Source organism: Vibrio sp. sp1, from assembly GCF_016920955.1.
Lineage (GTDB): Bacteria > Pseudomonadota > Gammaproteobacteria > Enterobacterales > Vibrionaceae > Vibrio > Vibrio alginolyticus.
In genome coordinates this window covers 1,720,715-1,737,312 of sequence record NZ_CP060589.1, presented here as the reverse complement: position 1 = coordinate 1,737,312, position 16,598 = coordinate 1,720,715, and the positions used below count along the sequence as shown (strand labels likewise).

Sequence of the window (16,598 nt, the reverse complement as noted above, 5' to 3'; positions counted from 1 at the left end):
AGCAATCACGTTTCGAAATACTAAACAGATGAGCAGATTAATATTAGCTATCATCCCTGACTAGTTCCAAAGCAACGTTTTCCTTCACCATAATGCTTCGTTCTATTTTTGGCAAAGTAACTGAGTCTTGTAAAGAGGGCCTGGTATTTGTTCTCGAAGTCGTATTTATTTTGTTCTAAATAATGCGTACCTTTATAAACAAGTTGAACCAACCTATCTGCATTATCAACACACTCTCCTAGTGCGCTATTCCATGCATCCATAATGAGTCTTGCTAAACTTTCTTCATTATCTCTATAACCGCTACTCCAATATCTATCTTTATTAAAAAACAGGACAAGGTGATAGTGGTCATTTGTAGATTTATTCCTTTTCCCTACACCAAACATACCGTAGGTGACATGGATATACCCTTTTACCACTCGCTTTCATTCTTTTTTCTTGCGCTTTTATTTTTGCCTTCAAGGATTCAAAGAATCGTTTAATGATATTTTTTTGATTAAATGTATTGTTCAAAATCTCATCTCTGAAAAGTATGTCTTTTTCACTGTCAGAAACAGGAAGTCTCAGATCCAGTCTTAACGCATGAACTCTCTTATAGTCTTTTAATACTTTAGACATGGTTAATATAATACGATCTAGATAGTGTGTATTGAGTTGATCGACCGGATAAAGAACCTCTAAACATTTGTAAGTATAAGTCATCATTCATTCTCTTTGGTATTCATCCAAAGATATGAATTACTGTGTTATTTAATACATGGTATTTAAGGAGAGCATACCAATTCTACTGAGGTAGAGTGTATAGGATATAAGTACTTAGTTAAGTGAGTATGTACGGTTAACTATATATTTAATTATGTATATTAACCATACCAACATATCTAGTAAGCGTTAATTCTAAGCCCCCTGTACAACACATGCGACAGAGCGACTCTGAAGTTAGCTACAACCATGAATGATTAGTGACTATCAACTTTTAACTTACATCACTGAAAAAACTACATTGTAGTTTTGAAAGATAAAGGTTGAGCAGATTGAAACTACATTGTAGTAAATGTAAGATACTGGCTGATAAAAATTACTATTTAAGAGGGTTTAATTATGGAAGATTACGATGTAATGATTAAAGATGAAAACATGGGAAAGTTCTATACTAACCAGCTATCAACACATGGTATTAGAGCAGTATGGGAAGAATCATTAAGTATTAAAGAAAATGAAAGTATAATAAATGCTGCTCTTAAATCATATTCATTTGAAGATTGCAAAAGGATTGTCGGGAAAATAGAAGAAAAATACAATTCAATTTTATACATAAAAAATGAAATACGAAAAAATGAAAGATTTTGTAATTTTTCATGGTTTTACATTCAAAAAAAACTATCCGGAAAACTATCATTAAATCCAAATGGAAGCAGTTTTAAAGAAAGAGTAGACTGGGTAGTATCATATATAAGAAAGGTAAATAGAAGCAAACATAGCCATATTGAACTAGAGAGGGGTATTGTAAGAAAGTGGTATTTATCACTTGATAAAACTGAGATCATTTCATGGTTGAAAGATGATGAAGAAAAAATAAAGTGGGCATGGAGCTACATACTTAAACATGAGCCTTTGGTTATTAAATACATTTGGAATAATAAAAACTCAACGCAAGACCTGAAAGATTTCATTATCGCTTTTTTTGATGCAATTGAAGAGAACAAAAGAGAAATCACTATTAAAAGGATAAAAAAGGCATGGGATCAAAAGAAGTTTAGAGATAAAGTTCAATCTAAAAAGCAATATTGTATAAACTTATCTGAAAGCAGCAATGAAAAACTTAAAGCTATATCAATTTCAAAAAACATGAAAAGAAATAAAGTTATAGAATCACTCATAAATAATGAATACTTAAGGCTATAGGAACCTCGCTGTATTGCTTTTAATACTCATATTAGTTTACTTAATCGTCTCCTATTTGATTTAAGTTAATAGTGTATACCCGTGATCATTGAAGATGCTTGATTTTCGATAGAATCAGGAGCATGCTACGAACCATGAAAATTACACTGACTCCTCAACAGAAACTGCAACTCGAACAAATGCACGACATTGAACGTGATAGTCGAGTTTGCGACCGTATTAAGGCTGTTTTGCTGGCTTCTGAAGGCTGGAGTCAGACTATGATTTCACAAGCTCTTCGTATTCATGAATCGACCGTTGCTCGTCATCTCAGCGACTACGTTCTTTCTGAAAAACTTAAGCCTGAAAATGGCGGAAGCCAAAGCAAGCTTTCTGCTACTCAAACCATGCACCTAATCGAGCATTTGACTGAGAAAACCTATTCTCATACGCATCAAATTGTCACTTACGTTAAAGAGACATTTGGACTGGATTACACGGTTTCTGGTATGAATAAATGGCTTCACCACAATGGTTTTAGCTACAAGCAACCGAAAGGCGTACCACACAAGTTTGATGAAGCACAACAGCAAGCATTTATAGAGGCTTATGAAGCGTTAAAGGCAAGCTGTGGCAAGGATGAATCGATAGTCTTTATCGACGCAGTTCACCCAACACTATCAACAAAAATATCTCATGGCTGGATACGAACTGGTCAGGATAAAGTGATTGAAACAACGGGTAATCGTAGCCGATTGAACATTATTGGCGCACTGAACTTGTCGGATATTGGAGCAACCATTGTTCACAACTATGAGAGCATTAACAGTGAATCGATTGTTCGCTTTTTCTGTGAGTTAAGAAAGAGTTATCCCTTAGCTCATAAGCTTCATATCATCTTGGATGGTGCGGGATATCACCGCAGTGACTTAGTCAAAGATGCGGCGTTTGTCCTGAATATTGAACTGCATTATCTTCCACCTTACAGTCCAAACCTCAACCCAATCGAGCGGCTATGGAAAGTAATGAATGAGAAGTCGAGGAACAACGTTTACTTCAAAAGAAAACGGGACTTCAAGGCGGCAATAGACCAATTTTTTGCAGTGACTCTTCCAGAGATCGCAGGCTCTTTGACATCTCGAATTAATGATAATTTTCAGGTTCTCAAGCCAGCATCTTCAAGTTGATTCGGTATACATAAAAATTTATGTCTATACTGGGCACATTGGTTACTAGCACGAAATTTCCATGAAACAATCTCTACAGATCTGGCTTGAAGCCGCTCGTCCAAAAACATTACCTCTGGCATTGGTCTCTATCTTAACTGGTAGCGTACTCGCCTACTCGGCAGGTCATTTTTCACTGACAATTGCCATCATGGCTTTCGTAACCGCGACATTGCTGCAAATTCTGTCCAACCTGGCAAACGACTATGGCGATGCCGTTCAAGGTACAGATAACGACAAACGCCTCGGCCCATTACGAGCGATGCAGTCAGGCGCTGTAAGTGCGAAACAGATGAAACAGGCAATTATCTTTAACATCGTTCTGACCGCTATCTCAGGCTTGGTGTTAGTTTTCTATTCACTAAGTTCACTGGAAAGCATTGTCACTTTTATCGGGTTGGGAATTTTGGCCATTCTCGCAGCCATTGCTTATACCATGGGTAGTAAACCATACGGTTACGTGGGGCTTGGCGATATATCAGTGTTCTTGTTTTTTGGTTTACTCGGCGTATCCGGTACCTACTTCTTGCATACCGGTCACGTAGACACCACGCTATTCTTACCTGCTTTAGGCTGCGGTTTACTCGCTGTTGCAGTACTCAATATCAACAATATGCGTGATATAGAGAACGACCGAGAGTGTGGTAAACGCACGGTGGCGGTACGCTTAGGTCAACGTAAAGCCAAGCAGTACCACTTTATCTTACTTGGCGGAGCTATCCTTGCCTTTGCGGCTTACTTGTTAATTCAAGACAAACCCGTTTGGATTAGCTTGCCATTTTTACTTAGTATTTATTTCGTGGCCGATCATGGTAAAGCAGTTTGGCATACACAAAAGCCCGCTCAGATAGCACCAATGATGCCAGTCATCGTGAAATGCTCTCTAGTCACCAACGTTTTGTTTGCAACAATTGTGGTAGCTCAAACTCTAGTAAGTTAAAAAAGGATTGTCATTGCATTGACTTAATGCCTAGATATACTCAAAGACAACCAATTTCTGTTTAGAAAGGTACGCTATGGAATACAATACCTCAGCACTCTGTGATATCTACCTCGACCAGGTAGATGTGGTTGAACCAATGTTCAGTAACTTTGGCGGTCGCGCTTCATTTGCCGGGCAAATCACCACCATCAAGTGTTTTGAAGATAATTCGTTGATCCGCGAGACATTAGAGCAAGATGGACTTGGTCGCGTTTTGTTAATTGACGGTGGCGGTTCCCTACGTAAAGCCCTTATCGATGCAGAAATCGCAACCATTGCGGAAGAAAACGAGTGGGAAGGCATTGTCGTTTACGGTTGTGTTCGTGAAGTCGATGAACTTGAAGATATGAATTTAGGCATTCAAGCCCTCGCTTCTATTCCTGTTGGAGCGACCAGCCAGGGTATTGGTGAATTGGATGTACCAGTCAACTTTGGCGGCGTCAGCTTCTTACCTGAAGATTATATTTATGCTGATAGCACCGGAATTATCCTGTCGCCTGAACCATTGAATATTGATTTAGAGTTGGATGAAGAAGCATAACGAGTCTTAGGCGCCTAAGTTATAGGGTCTTCTCTTGGCTCTTAGCGCCTAGCCTTGTCTTAACATTTTCTACTTCCCTAAAACACAAACACCCGCTTAACGCGGGTGTTTTTAATTTGGAATGAAGAAGCCGAATTATTCCACTTCGTCCATTTTGCCAAGTAGTGCACGAATGCGCTCTTGCCATTGTGCGTGCTCTTGCTGTGCTTGTTGTGCTTTTTGCTCTAGCTCTTCACGTTGAGAGCGAAGCTCGTTCGCTTCTTCCGCAAGTTTAGCTTTATCTTCTTTCAGCTCTTCGACTTCCATCTGAAGAAGAGTGATTGTGTCAACTGCAGTTTGAATTTTAGATTCTAGTTGTTCTAGTACTTCAAAAGACATCTTGGCCTACCTATGTTATTCCGTTGGGACGATGTGCGAGATTGATGCACACCTAACCTATATAAGGTTCATTCTACTCAGCGTCGCGATGAGAAACACTCACTATATTCGATATTTTGCATCATTCGGTCAAAAAATCAGCGCAATCTCACTAAACGCTGACTTTTCTTGTCGCCGAAGCATTTTTGAGCAAGGATTTTGCGTCTCGCTACGCTGAAAATCGCCCTAAGTATTGATCAAATTCAAGTTAGATAAAGTAAAAGCCTCGCAAAAAGGCAAACGTTTACTCGACCTTGTGATAGAATCGCCGCGCAAATTCTTCTTCCCTCTTGCTTACTTGGAGACATCATGAAACGCGATTTAGCAATGGCATTTTCCCGTGTGACTGAAGGTGCAGCTCTGGCTGGTTACAAATGGCTTGGCCGTGGCGATAAAAACGCAGCCGATGGCGCAGCTGTTGAAGTTATGCGCACGCTACTGAACAAAACAGATATCAGTGGTGAAATTGTCATTGGTGAGGGTGAAATCGATGATGCGCCAATGCTGTACATTGGTGAGCAAGTGGGTATTGGTGGTGATGAGGTAGATATTGCAGTCGACCCGATTGAAGGAACGCGTATGACGGCAATGGGACAATCGAACGCACTAGCCGTACTTGCCGCAGGTGAGAAAGGCAGCTTTCTTAAAGCGCCAGATATGTACATGGAAAAACTGGTTGTTGGCCCTGGTGCAAAAGGCGTAATTGACTTAGAAAAGCCGTTAAAAGAAAACCTAGAGAACGTAGCAAAAGCCCTGAACAAGCCACTTGATACCCTAGTCGTTATTACCCTTGCGAAACCTCGCCACGATAACGTTATTGCAGAAATGCAAGCAATGGGCGTACGTGTTTTTGCGGTGCCTGATGGTGACGTGGCTGCCTCTATTCTGACTTGTATGCCAGACAGTGAAGTGGACATGATGTACTGTATTGGCGGCGCGCCAGAAGGGGTAGTATCAGCAGCGGTAATTCGAGCGCTAGACGGTGACATGCACGGTCGTCTGCTTCCTCGTCACGAAGTAAAAGGCGATACTGAAGAAAACCGCATTTACGGTGTAGATGAACTAAAACGCTGCGATGAAATGGGCGTAAAAGCGAATGTTGTCCTCAAAATGGAAGACATGGCTCGTAGCGACAATGTGGTATTTTCAGCTACAGGCATCACGAAAGGTGACTTGCTGGAAGGTATCTCTCGTCAAGGCAATATTGCAACCACAGAAACGCTGCTCGTACGCGGTCGATGCCGAACTATTCGCCGCATCAAATCGACTCACTACTTAGATCGTAAAGATCCAGAAGTACGCGATATTATTCTTTAAGCATTTCTCGAGGCTCTCGCTCAGTCTGAGCTTGAGCCTTTCTTTCCGCACAACCGGGCAATAGATTCTGAATCACACTCGTTTCTCACTGTTCAGAGTGTATATATTGGTTCGCATAAAGATAGCACCTACAAAGCCACACTCAAATTAAGTCAACACTTTTCTTTACTAACCCTATCGCGCATAATATCTACTGACGTATAAATGGTGGGTATATGAAGACCGTAGATAGGATATTGCAAATCGTTAAGCGTGATGGTTCCGTCACTGCAAAACAACTCTCCTCTGAGCTAGGTATGACAACCATGGGGGCTCGTCAGCACCTGCAAAGTTTAGAAGATGATGGCATTCTTTCTATCCATGACGTAAAAGTAAAAGTTGGTCGCCCTGCTCGTCATTGGTCTCTCACTCAAAAAGGTCATGAGCAATTTGCTGACCGTCACGGTGAGTTGACCATTCAGTTTATAGAAGCTGTCGAACATATCTTTGGCAAAGATGGACTGGAAAAAGTCACATCAGAAAGGGAAAAACTCACGTTACAAAGTTATCGTCAGCATCTTAAGCAATGCGACTCTCTGCAAAGCAAACTAGAAACACTCGTCACATTAAGAGAGCAAGAAGGCTATATGGCAGAGCTCGAGAAAGATGAGAACGGATTTATCTTGATCGAAAATCACTGTCCGATTTGTAAAGCCGCAACTCGCTGCCCAAGCTTGTGCCAATCAGAATTAAGTGTCTTTCAGTCTTTACTTGGACATGACACCAAAGTAGAGCGTACCGAGCACATCATTAGCGGCCAAAGGCGCTGCGTTTACCGCATCCAACAACAGCAGTAACCACCACAACCAAACATCGATATGCCGCACTTATTCAATCTAACGCCTGAAAGCTTCTCTTATAAGTGAGACAGCTGAAGAATTCATCCTCTCTCCTCTTTCTAGTGGTATAGGCTTTTAGTAACTAAAGGCAATTTCCATAAGGATTTGGAGAGCATCGATGTCTACTCTACGTCATATCCCACCCCAAACGCTTCCTCCATTCGATGAAATGGTTCGAATGGCAGAGCGAGACCCAGAAGCTTTTGAGCAATTTCGTCATGAGATGGCGAAAGAGATGATCGAAAGCGCATCAGAAGATATGAAAGAAAGATTGCGGGCTCAACAAAGCCACATTGATAGAGTCATCAGCACGTGTAAAAACCCTCATCACACCAATGTGGTATTGATGAACGAGTTGCGAAAACAGGTCGTAAAGTTCAAAGCAGCGCTAGAAGGGGAAGCTGCACCGACACAAAAAGCGGATGTGGTTAGCTTAAACGCGTTTAAAGATAGGGATGATTTTTACTAAGAGAGGAATAAGACTCTAGAATCCTAGAGCCTTATTCAAAGAACATAGAGCTATACTTACTCCGGCTCAGGGCCATATTGGTTTGGTCCTGATGTCCCCTTTAAGAAACCACATTCAATTAGAATCCATAAACCACAACTCAGAGAAATGGAAGCGACGAACATCTGTGGGGTAGACGGCTCTTGCGCGGCAGGGTTAGTCATTGGCGTGGCAATTCGTCCTATAATCAACGGAATATTCAGTGCTAGCCAATAGATCGATTTGTTGCGGTCGTGCCAACGCTTGGCGGTGATCGTCAAATCAGGGATCAACAGAACCACCAAGAAAATAGGAAGAAGCACATAAGAGAGAGTAGGAAGCAGTTGGCTGATACCGGCACCAAAGCCTAGAATGGACACATAGTAAATTACGTTCCAAATCCAGTAGGTTTTACGGTCTATACGTCCTTGAAAAGAAAACAGTAACTCTTTAGTCGACATCAAATTTACCCCAAAGTAGAAAGGTTATAGATTAGCCGAGTCGATGTAGTTTGGAAAGGACACCGATAACTTGGGTGCCCACAACGTCCTTATAACAAGCAGAGCCAGGCTGAGAATTCGTAACAATAACCCCTCGCTATTCTCGGGCAATTCAGCGCAACCTAGTTCACTACCTTTTGGAAGCTATCTATATCCATGTCTCGGATATTGACCGTTAAACTGTGTACGTGACTGGCTTGCTCTTGAAGTGTCGCCATCAAGGCTCGTGACAGTTCTCGCTTTTGTTCTTGGGAGCGGCCAGATAACAAATCAAAGTTGATATGGATAAAGTCGAGGCTATCTCCCTCCTCCCCTATTAACCAATTGTGGCACCGGAGCGTTCTAGATTTCACAGACGCGAGTTCAAAAAGGCCACTATCTAATGCAGCTTTATGTAAGTCTTCCAGCAAACCTTGTACATTGACTCGCTCTTCCACTGAGTTCGAATACTCTAAAACTAAGTTTGGCATTTTGATTCCTTTCTACAACATAATAAATTCAGTGCGTAGTAATACCAATCTAGCCAGCAATTTCCGAGGAATGAACTATCATTCTGTCTACGCGATCACCAATCGATTGCTTTTAACAAAAATAACAGGTTCGATGCTTGGTCGAATCAGTGAAGAAAGCCGGACAAGACATGACGCCAATCATGATCTGTTCACATTATTCTGTTATATTCCTACGTAGATTTTTTACATTAATAGACTATTTACATTAAAAATAAGGGAGATATTCCTATGCGTCGTCCTGTAGTGATGGGTAACTGGAAACTAAACGGCAGCAAAGCAATGGTAACTGAGCTGCTAACTGGTCTTAACGCTGAGCTTGAAGGCGTTGAAGGTGTTGACGTAGCAGTAGCTCCACCTGCACTTTACCTAGATCTGGCTGAGCGTCTAATTGTTGAGGGCGGTAACAAGATCATCCTAGGTGCTCAAAACACTGACCTAAATAACAGCGGTGCGTTCACTGGCGACATGTCTCCAGAAATGCTGAAAGACTTCGGTGCTTCTCACATCATCATCGGTCACTCAGAGCGTCGTGAATACCACAACGAATCTGACGAGTTCATCGCTAAGAAATTCAACTTCCTAAAAGAAAACGGTCTAACTCCTGTTTTCTGTATCGGTGAATCTGAAGCTCAAAACGAAGCTGGCGAAACTGAAGCTGTATGCGCACGCCAAATCAACGCAGTTATCGACACTTACGGTGTTGAAGCTCTAAACGGCGCAATAATCGCTTACGAACCAATCTGGGCTATCGGTACTGGTAAAGCAGCAACCGCTGAAGATGCACAACGCATCCACGCTTCTATCCGCGCACTTATCGCTGCGAAAGACGAAGCAGTTGCAGCACAAGTAATCATCCAATACGGCGGCTCTGTTAAGCCAGAAAACGCAGAAGCTTACTTCTCACAGCCAGACATCGACGGCGCTCTAGTTGGCGGTGCTTCTCTGGATGCGAAGAGCTTTGCAGCCATCGCTAAAGCAGCGGCAGCAGCTAAAGCTTAATTTCGCTTTTAATAAGCAGAAATAACAAAGGGATGCTTAGGCATCCCTTTTTGTTTTTCTTCATTCACCGACGAGTCCTTGCGAGTTTCTGACACCTGCTCACCGCGCACTCGGCCAGCCAACCTGCCCCTGACGCCTTCCGAGCGACTTCAGAATACAGCTAGAGTAATGCAAAAAAGGGAAGCCAAAGCCTCCCTGCAGAACCAGCCAAATGGATTTATGCTGATTCAGATACTTTCATGGTCGGCTTTTTAGCCAGTTCGGCACTCGACTGCTTTTGGTACAGGTTTTCATAGCAGTAGTTGGGCGCAAGCAGGAAACGGATCCCATTACCCGCGGCAGGACATAAGCATTGTTAATTATTATCATCACCAACTACAAAGAGGCTCCTTAATAGGAGCCTCAAAAACATTAAAGAGAGAAACCTCAGGTTTAATCGCTGCCAAACAGATCTCGGGTATAAACTTTGTCTGCCACATCTGCCAACTCATCCACCATACGGTTGGACACAATCACATCCGCAGCCCGCTTGAACTCGGTTAAATCACTAATCACGCGAGAGTTGTAAAACTCTTCCTCTTTCAATACTGGCTCATATACCACCACTTCAATCCCTTTGGCCTTGATACGTTTCATGATGCCCTGGATGGACGAAGCGCGGAAGTTATCGGAGCCAGCCTTCATGATCAAACGGTAAATGCCGACCACTTTCGGTTTACGCTTCATGATAGACTCAGCGACAAAATCTTTCCGCGTACGGTTGGCTTCTACAATTGCACCAATGATGTTGTTCGGCACATCCTGATAGTTAGCCAGCAACTGTTTGGTATCCTTCGGCAGACAGTAACCACCATAACCAAATGAAGGGTTGTTGTAGTGATTGCCGATACGCGGATCCAGGCCCACACCTTCAATGATCTGGCGAGCATCCAGACCGTGTGCTTCGGCGTACGAGTCCAGTTCATTAAAGTATGCTACGCGCATCGCCAGATAGGTGTTAGAGAACAACTTAACCGCTTCGGCTTCCGTCGAATCGGTAAACAGCACCTGAATGTCTTGCTTCTCTGCACCTTCCACCAGTAAGGCAGCAAAAGTTTCCGCACGCTCGCTACGCTCACCGACGATAATGCGTGATGGGTGCAGGTTATCGTAAAGCGCTTTACCTTCACGCAAGAATTCTGGTGAAAACAATATATTGGTACAACCTAACTCTTGCTTAACCCGCTCGGTATAACCCACGGGTACGGTCGACTTAATCACCATCACCGCCTCTGGGTTTATCGCCATCACATCTTTGACCACCGCTTCCACGGAAGAAGTGTTAAAGTAATTGGTGATTGGATCATAATCCGTCGGGGTCGCAATGATGACAAAATCAGCACCTTGATACGCCTCTTCTTTATCCAGTGTGGCCTTAAATTTCAACGCTTTATTTGCCAGAAAGTGTTCAATTTCTGCATCAACAATCGGTGACTGCTTTTTATTCAGCAAATCGATTTTGTCTTGAATAATATCAACCGCAACCACTTGATGATGTTGTGCCAACAGCATGGCGTTAGATAAGCCTACGTAGCCAGTACCTGCAACTGCTATTTTCATTCTGTTATCCCGAAGATTTAAAACTGGCCATAGCATAACAAAACATCAAACTACGCGGTAGAGAAGGTATTGGCAATACTCTCTTTTCATTGGCAGCGTAACCACAAAATTTATTATTTTAACCATTGAAAACAAAAAGGGCGGCTTATTCTACCGCTCCTTTGATTACTACAATTGTGATTCTAAGTAACGCCAACAGGCTTTACGCATACGAATTTTATTGACTTCAAAATAGTCGCTGCCATATGCCCCCGGTGAAAGTAACTACGGAACATAGTGTAATCCATCGAGTTAACCTCTGGTTAGCCAAATGACCGGCACCTGTGAGCCAGAGACAGTTATAGCCTTCGCCACATTCATAACAATAAAGCAATCAGATCGACACATATAGAACGCATAATCAACAAAAATCGCCCTTTGGCACTATTTACTTCTCTCAGTCCCAATCTCCCCTCTTGCTGAGGCAAGGACTTTCATAGTAATCTACGTCCCTGTATCAAAGCATTTCTTCTTACGGAAGAGCAAATTTCTGCACCTTCGATAGCTGAAGAACAGTCATTGTTTTATTCAAGGAAGATAAAAATGGACGCCCGGCGTGTTATGGAAAACGCAAAACCGTAGGGCGGTAGCGTGTCAAAAGATGAAATATAAGATTCCTCTTTCCAAATTGATATCGATAGTATCAATCGCATTTGTGTTGACTGCCTGTACCAGTAAACCCAGAGAAGTAAACGCAAAAATACCTTTAGTAAGCCAATCTTCGATTGAAGTTAGTGGAAAAATTATTTCCGAAAAATACTGGCCAATATTATCAAATCCGTCCGCTTCTTATCTGCAGCATTCCTCCGCTTCTATTTATCTTGGTAAACCATATACATCAGCTCTAGGTAATCAATGCCGTACACTGGATGTCACTCAGGCCGACCAAAAAAGTGTTCATATCGCCTGTTTGTTTACGACAATGGATGATCAAGCAGGTCAGTGGTACATCACTCCAGATATTGTTGAAGACGCTTCGCTTTTGAACCTATAAGTACAATATATTATGAGTAATACGTTCAATAAATGGTTAGGTTTAACAACTATTTTTTCACTATTTTCTTTTCCAGTCAGCTCCAACGAACTGACTCTCAATCAAGCTTCTACTGCCGTTCCAGGGCAACTTGAACAGGCCTCCGCCGCACCAAATCAACAGTTAGAAGCTGGCACGTTTTCTAAAGAAAATAGACGCAACTTATTATTACCGGGAGAAACCGACGTTCGGCAACTATTACCCTCTTCCGGTGAATCGCTTCCTCCGCCATACGGTGCAAATCTATTCGCCGGTGGCTATGAAACAGAAAGGACAGATGGGCTAAACGACAACTACCTGATTGCTCCGGGTGATAAAATTAACATCTGGCTTTGGGGCGCTGTTAACTTTAGTAATGTCTTAACCGTCGACAATCAGGGCAACATTTTTATTCCCGAAGTCGGCCCGATCAAAGTGCTAGATGTTCGAGCCAGCGAGGTCAACTCGCTTGTGTCCTCAAAGATTAAGAGCGTCTATACCAGAGACGTCAATGTTTATGTCAACTTGCTCACCTCGACCCCTGTAAGTATTTTTCTTTCTGGCCCGGTCATCCGTCCCGGACAATATGCAGGCATGGCTTCTGACAGCTTGCTTTATTACCTCAAGCGTGCTGGAGGCATTGATCCTGAACGCGGCAGCTATCGTGCAATTGACGTTCTAAGAGATGGTGAAATCGTCACAACCGTGGATCTGTATGACTTTATTCGTTCCGGAACTTTACCAAAAGTAAACTTTAAAGATGGTGACGTCATTTTAGTAAAACCACAGCAATCAGCTGTCACGGTATCCGGAAGTGTACGCAACCCGTTCAGATTTGAACTGGAACACCTCAAAACTCCGGGCTCGAAGCTCGTTGAGTACTCCAGACCTTTGGCAAAAATCAGCCATGTAGGTGTGATCGGCAACCGCGAGGACGGCCCGTTCTCTTTGTACATGACCTACAAAGACTTTCAGTCATTTGTACTTCAGGACGGTGATAAGGTTATCTTTAATGATGACCTTCATGCACAGGTTATTGATATCCAGGTATCCGGTAGCTATTTGGGACCGTCTTATTTTGCGGTCAAAAAACGCGCCAAACTGCATGACTTACTGAATCACATCCCTATCGATCCGCAGTTAGCGGACCATGACTCCATCTATATCTTGCGTAAAAGTGTTGCTGAGCGCCAGAAACAGATGATCGAAGAGTCTCTCAATCGTCTTGAGCGTAGCGTGTTTACCGCACCAGTCTCTTCAGACGGTGAAGCGGCCATTCGGGCCAAAGAAGCCCAAATGGTATTGCAGTTCACTGAACGTGCAAGGCGTGTACAACCTCTGGGTAAAGTCGTTGTCTCTGATAGCAGTCGCATAGCAAATATTTTGCTGGAGCAAGGAGATACCATCGTTATTCCATACAAGACCGACCTCATTCAAATTGGAGGCGAAGTCTTGATGCCACAGGCCGTAGTGTATAACCCCGATGCGTCAATTGATGATTATATTGCTTGGGCTGGCGGCTTCACTGAACGAGCAGAAGACTCTCGCATAGCGATTGTTCGCGCCAATGGACTTGTTGAGTTTGACAGTCCGAACCCGCTGAAAAAGGGCGATCAAATCCTTGTACTGCCGAAAGCTGATGAGAAAACGATGCAGGCGGTGAAAGATATCACCCAAATTATCTATCAGATCGCAGTGGCCGCTAACGTTGCAATAAACTAATTGCAATATACTAACGGCATAAAACCAACACACAGTGGAGATAGGCAAGTAGTCAAACTCCACTTCAATGAATCAATATGGCACAAGTAAGCAAACGTAGTACGCTAAAAGTTTGGGGAGATGTCATCTTCGCCATTTTTTTACGAGAGATTAAAAGCTCTTTTAACGATAAGTTTGGATTGAGCTGGGCACTAATTTCGCCAATGATCATGGTGGTGGTGCTGGTTGGCATTAGAGGCTCCCTAGACAGTGGACAAACCCATGGTATGCCAACCGTCTTCTTCGTGACATTCGGCGTTGTCCTGGTTCAGTTTTTTTTAGGCGTGCTAGAAAAATCTTCTGCTGCGATCAATAAAAACAAACCGTTATACGCATTCAGACAAGTCCAGCCAATAAGCTCGGTACTGGCCTTGGCTGGATTTGAGCTGCTGGTAAAAGCTTTTCTCGTACTACTGCTTATCACTATCGGCTATTTTTTGCAGTTAAAGTCAAATATTCAGGATCCTCTGGAACTGATACTGATTGTATTAAGAGTATGGCTTATTGCGACCTCTGTTGGCTTACTGTTTGGGTTAGCCAAGTGTTACGTTCCGGAAATGGACAAGCTACAAGCTCTGATAACCCGACCGATATTTTTTATCTCTGGCATCTTTTTCAGTTTGCAGGATGTCCCTCAGGACTACTGGCTATTTCTGACCTGGAACCCTCTTTTGCACGCCGTTGAATTGTCTCGTTACGCGGCATATCCAAATTACGGTGAGACCGGGATAAGTTACTTTTATCTCGACGCAGCAACCATCACCTGCGTGTTTTTCGCGCTCGCTTGCTATCAAATAAGCTGGAAACAGGCCATCAGTCGATGATGATTGTTCTCCATGCTCTACACAATCATGGATAGCCAAAGCAGCAACAATGAATTGAGAAATATGAACCAGAAACAAATTGAACAAAAGTTTGAGCAATTCAAAAAAAGCATAAGCCAAGCAGAATTTGATGACCTCGGCTTCTTAGCCGCCAAAGCGGATGAACTATCAAGTACGGAGCCTCTCCTTGCACAACGCATTCAACTGCGAATAACTCGTGTTAAGCAAGAAAAACTGAATAAACGCTTTAACGCTTTCAAGACTTCGCACACTCAGGCACAGCTAAGCAACACAGCCTTTTTAAGCGCTAAAGCAGAACAACTTGAATCAAGTGATCCAGAGTTGTCTAAACGTATTTACGAAAGAGTAGAGAACCTGAAAATTCTGGAAGCTCGCTCTAATCAGACTCACCCCATCACAAGCCGAGTAGATGCCCCCGACACGACCATCGCAGAAGAAAAGACCAGCGACCAGAAACCAGACTCTGAAGCATTGGAAAACAACAAGCGCCTTACCCAAAAACTGAAAGTGTGGCTAAAAACACCATTTTCTCTTTTTGTACTTGTTCCAACATTGGTCTTCGCTTTTTACCAAACCATTTGGGCTTCCGAGCGATATGAAAGTCAAGCCAAGGTCATTGTTCAGCAACCTGATGCCACGGCAACGATGGACGCTTCCATGGCGATTCTGAGTGGTCTGGGTGTGTCGACCAAAGGCGGTTCGGATACAGAATTAGTCAAGGCATACATCTACTCGAATGATATGCTGCTGTACCTTGAAGATGCGCTGTCTTTGCGAGCTCACTTTAGCTCCAGTGATATAGACTACTTCAGTCGAATACATGACAGTGACACTAAAGAGGACGTAATTGAATACTACAGAAAGCGCGTTAAGGCAGAGATAGAAGATAAATCCGGTGTCATCAGTGTCCACGCGCAAGGCTTTACCCCTGAGTTCGCGCAAAAACTGGCGAATACCATTGTAGACCGTTCGGAATGGTACATTAACTCAATTGGGCACCAACTTGCCGAAGCTCAACTCAAGTTCATCCAAGGTGAACATGCCCTTGTCGAGGATAAACTCCAACAAGCTCAAACAAAGTTACTCAATTTCCAGCAAAAGTATAATCTGTTGGATCCCACAGCAGAAGGCATGGCAGTTCAACAGATTGCTTACGAGTTAGAGGGTAAGATCACGCAAAAAGAAGCAGAGCTGAAGGGGTTAAGATCGATTATGAGTGTCAAAGCCCCCCGAGTCGTCGCGCTGAATAATGAACTGTCGGCTTTACGTGCACAGCTTGATAGTGAGAGAAGCAAACTAGTTCAAAATGGAGACGAAAAAACGTCTGTAAGCGAAATTCTGGCCCAGTTTACCGATTTAAAAATCACAACTGAATTAGCGCTTAAGGCTTATACGTCTTCACAGGTATCGCTTGAAAAATCTCGGATAGAAGCCTACCGCAAGCTGAAATATCTTATTGTAGTCGAAGCTGCCACGGTTCCCGAAGATAGTAAATATCCGGACACCTTTTATAATATAACCCTTTTCGCAATTCTTGCCTCAATGCTCTTTGCTATTGGCAAAATAATTATCTCCACCATTCACGAACTAAAATAA

At 42.9% G+C, this 16,598-nt stretch carries 18 protein-coding genes; 12 read left to right on the top strand and 6 right to left on the bottom strand.

The genetic code is table 11. The annotated features are described in order from the left end of the window. Positions 1-50 precede the first annotated feature (50 nt). Positions 51-422, bottom strand: coding sequence for an inovirus-type Gp2 protein (locus H9L11_RS08195; RefSeq protein WP_275890724.1), 372 nt, complete (start codon positions 420-422; stop codon positions 51-53). Then, positions 364-621 carry an inovirus-type Gp2 protein gene (locus H9L11_RS23635; RefSeq protein ID WP_275890745.1) on the bottom strand — a complete coding sequence of 86 codons (258 nt, stop codon included), beginning with the start codon at positions 619-621 and terminating at the stop codon, positions 364-366. Before H9L11_RS23635 ends, H9L11_RS08195 begins: the two co-directional genes overlap by 59 nt. Before the next feature lie 483 nt (positions 622-1,104). On the opposite strand from H9L11_RS23635, the gene H9L11_RS08190 reads away from it, so the two are divergent. From H9L11_RS08190 to rraA, 4 genes are all read left to right on the top strand, one after another. Further along, entirely contained in the window at positions 1,105-1,908 is an 804-nt protein-coding gene (locus H9L11_RS08190) for a hypothetical protein (protein ID WP_205390683.1), read from the top strand. A 134-nt stretch (positions 1,909-2,042) separates the two neighbouring features. Continuing rightward, entirely contained in the window at positions 2,043-3,074 is a 1,032-nt protein-coding gene (locus H9L11_RS08185) for an IS630 family transposase (protein ID WP_001927356.1), read from the top strand. A 61-nt stretch (positions 3,075-3,135) separates the two neighbouring features. Continuing rightward, positions 3,136-4,053, top strand: coding sequence for a 1,4-dihydroxy-2-naphthoate polyprenyltransferase (locus H9L11_RS08180; protein ID WP_005383178.1), 918 nt, complete (start codon positions 3,136-3,138; stop codon positions 4,051-4,053). 76 nt (positions 4,054-4,129) lie between these two features. Beyond that, entirely contained in the window at positions 4,130-4,636 is a 507-nt protein-coding gene (gene rraA, locus H9L11_RS08175) for a ribonuclease E activity regulator RraA (RefSeq protein WP_005379537.1), read from the top strand. 135 nt (positions 4,637-4,771) lie between these two features. Here the strand turns inward: rraA and zapB are convergent, their stop codons facing one another. Beyond that, complete coding sequence (gene zapB, locus H9L11_RS08170; RefSeq protein WP_005379536.1) at positions 4,772-5,014, bottom strand: cell division protein ZapB; 243 nt, start codon at positions 5,012-5,014, stop codon at positions 4,772-4,774. 348 nt (positions 5,015-5,362) lie between these two features. On the opposite strand from zapB, the gene glpX reads away from it, so the two are divergent. The 3 genes from glpX (at position 5,363) to H9L11_RS08155 (ending at position 7,717) form a co-directional block, all read left to right on the top strand. Next, the gene (glpX, locus tag H9L11_RS08165; protein WP_205390682.1) at positions 5,363-6,370 is read left to right on the top strand and encodes a class II fructose-bisphosphatase; all 1,008 of its coding nucleotides are present in this window, start codon (positions 5,363-5,365) and stop codon (positions 6,368-6,370) included. A gap of 215 nt (positions 6,371-6,585) precedes the next feature. After that, positions 6,586-7,206, top strand: coding sequence for a metalloregulator ArsR/SmtB family transcription factor (locus H9L11_RS08160; protein WP_064377270.1), 621 nt, complete (start codon positions 6,586-6,588; stop codon positions 7,204-7,206). 160 nt (positions 7,207-7,366) lie between these two features. Next, positions 7,367-7,717 carry a DUF3135 domain-containing protein gene (locus H9L11_RS08155; RefSeq protein ID WP_104975797.1) on the top strand — a complete coding sequence of 117 codons (351 nt, stop codon included), beginning with the start codon at positions 7,367-7,369 and terminating at the stop codon, positions 7,715-7,717. A 56-nt stretch (positions 7,718-7,773) separates the two neighbouring features. Here H9L11_RS08155 and H9L11_RS08150 read toward each other — a convergent pair whose 3' ends face one another. Both H9L11_RS08150 and H9L11_RS08145 read right to left on the bottom strand, forming a co-directional pair. Beyond that, positions 7,774-8,196, bottom strand: a complete 423-nt coding sequence (locus tag H9L11_RS08150; protein WP_205390681.1) for a DUF805 domain-containing protein — start codon at positions 8,194-8,196, stop codon at positions 7,774-7,776. A 161-nt stretch (positions 8,197-8,357) separates the two neighbouring features. Further along, positions 8,358-8,705, bottom strand: a complete 348-nt coding sequence (locus tag H9L11_RS08145; protein ID WP_017635986.1) for a tautomerase family protein — start codon at positions 8,703-8,705, stop codon at positions 8,358-8,360. A gap of 270 nt (positions 8,706-8,975) precedes the next feature. On the opposite strand from H9L11_RS08145, the gene tpiA reads away from it, so the two are divergent. Then, entirely contained in the window at positions 8,976-9,746 is a 771-nt protein-coding gene (gene tpiA, locus H9L11_RS08140; RefSeq protein WP_205390680.1) for a triose-phosphate isomerase, read from the top strand. A 432-nt stretch (positions 9,747-10,178) separates the two neighbouring features. Here tpiA and H9L11_RS08135 read toward each other — a convergent pair whose 3' ends face one another. Next, the gene (locus H9L11_RS08135; protein ID WP_205390679.1) at positions 10,179-11,345 is read right to left on the bottom strand and encodes a nucleotide sugar dehydrogenase; all 1,167 of its coding nucleotides are present in this window, start codon (positions 11,343-11,345) and stop codon (positions 10,179-10,181) included. A 640-nt stretch (positions 11,346-11,985) separates the two neighbouring features. On the opposite strand from H9L11_RS08135, the gene H9L11_RS08130 reads away from it, so the two are divergent. From H9L11_RS08130 to H9L11_RS08115, 4 genes are all read left to right on the top strand, one after another. Beyond that, positions 11,986-12,378, top strand: a complete 393-nt coding sequence (locus H9L11_RS08130; RefSeq protein ID WP_205390678.1) for a hypothetical protein — start codon at positions 11,986-11,988, stop codon at positions 12,376-12,378. Between the two features lie 12 nt (positions 12,379-12,390). Beyond that, positions 12,391-14,118 carry a polysaccharide biosynthesis/export family protein gene (locus tag H9L11_RS08125; protein ID WP_205390677.1) on the top strand — a complete coding sequence of 576 codons (1,728 nt, stop codon included), beginning with the start codon at positions 12,391-12,393 and terminating at the stop codon, positions 14,116-14,118. A 77-nt stretch (positions 14,119-14,195) separates the two neighbouring features. Continuing rightward, on the top strand, positions 14,196-14,981 hold the full coding sequence (locus tag H9L11_RS08120) for an ABC transporter permease (protein WP_205390676.1): 786 nt from the start codon (positions 14,196-14,198) through the stop codon (positions 14,979-14,981). Positions 14,982-15,044: 63 nt separating this feature from the next. Then, positions 15,045-16,598, top strand: a complete 1,554-nt coding sequence (locus tag H9L11_RS08115; RefSeq protein ID WP_240199923.1) for a lipopolysaccharide biosynthesis protein — start codon at positions 15,045-15,047, stop codon at positions 16,596-16,598.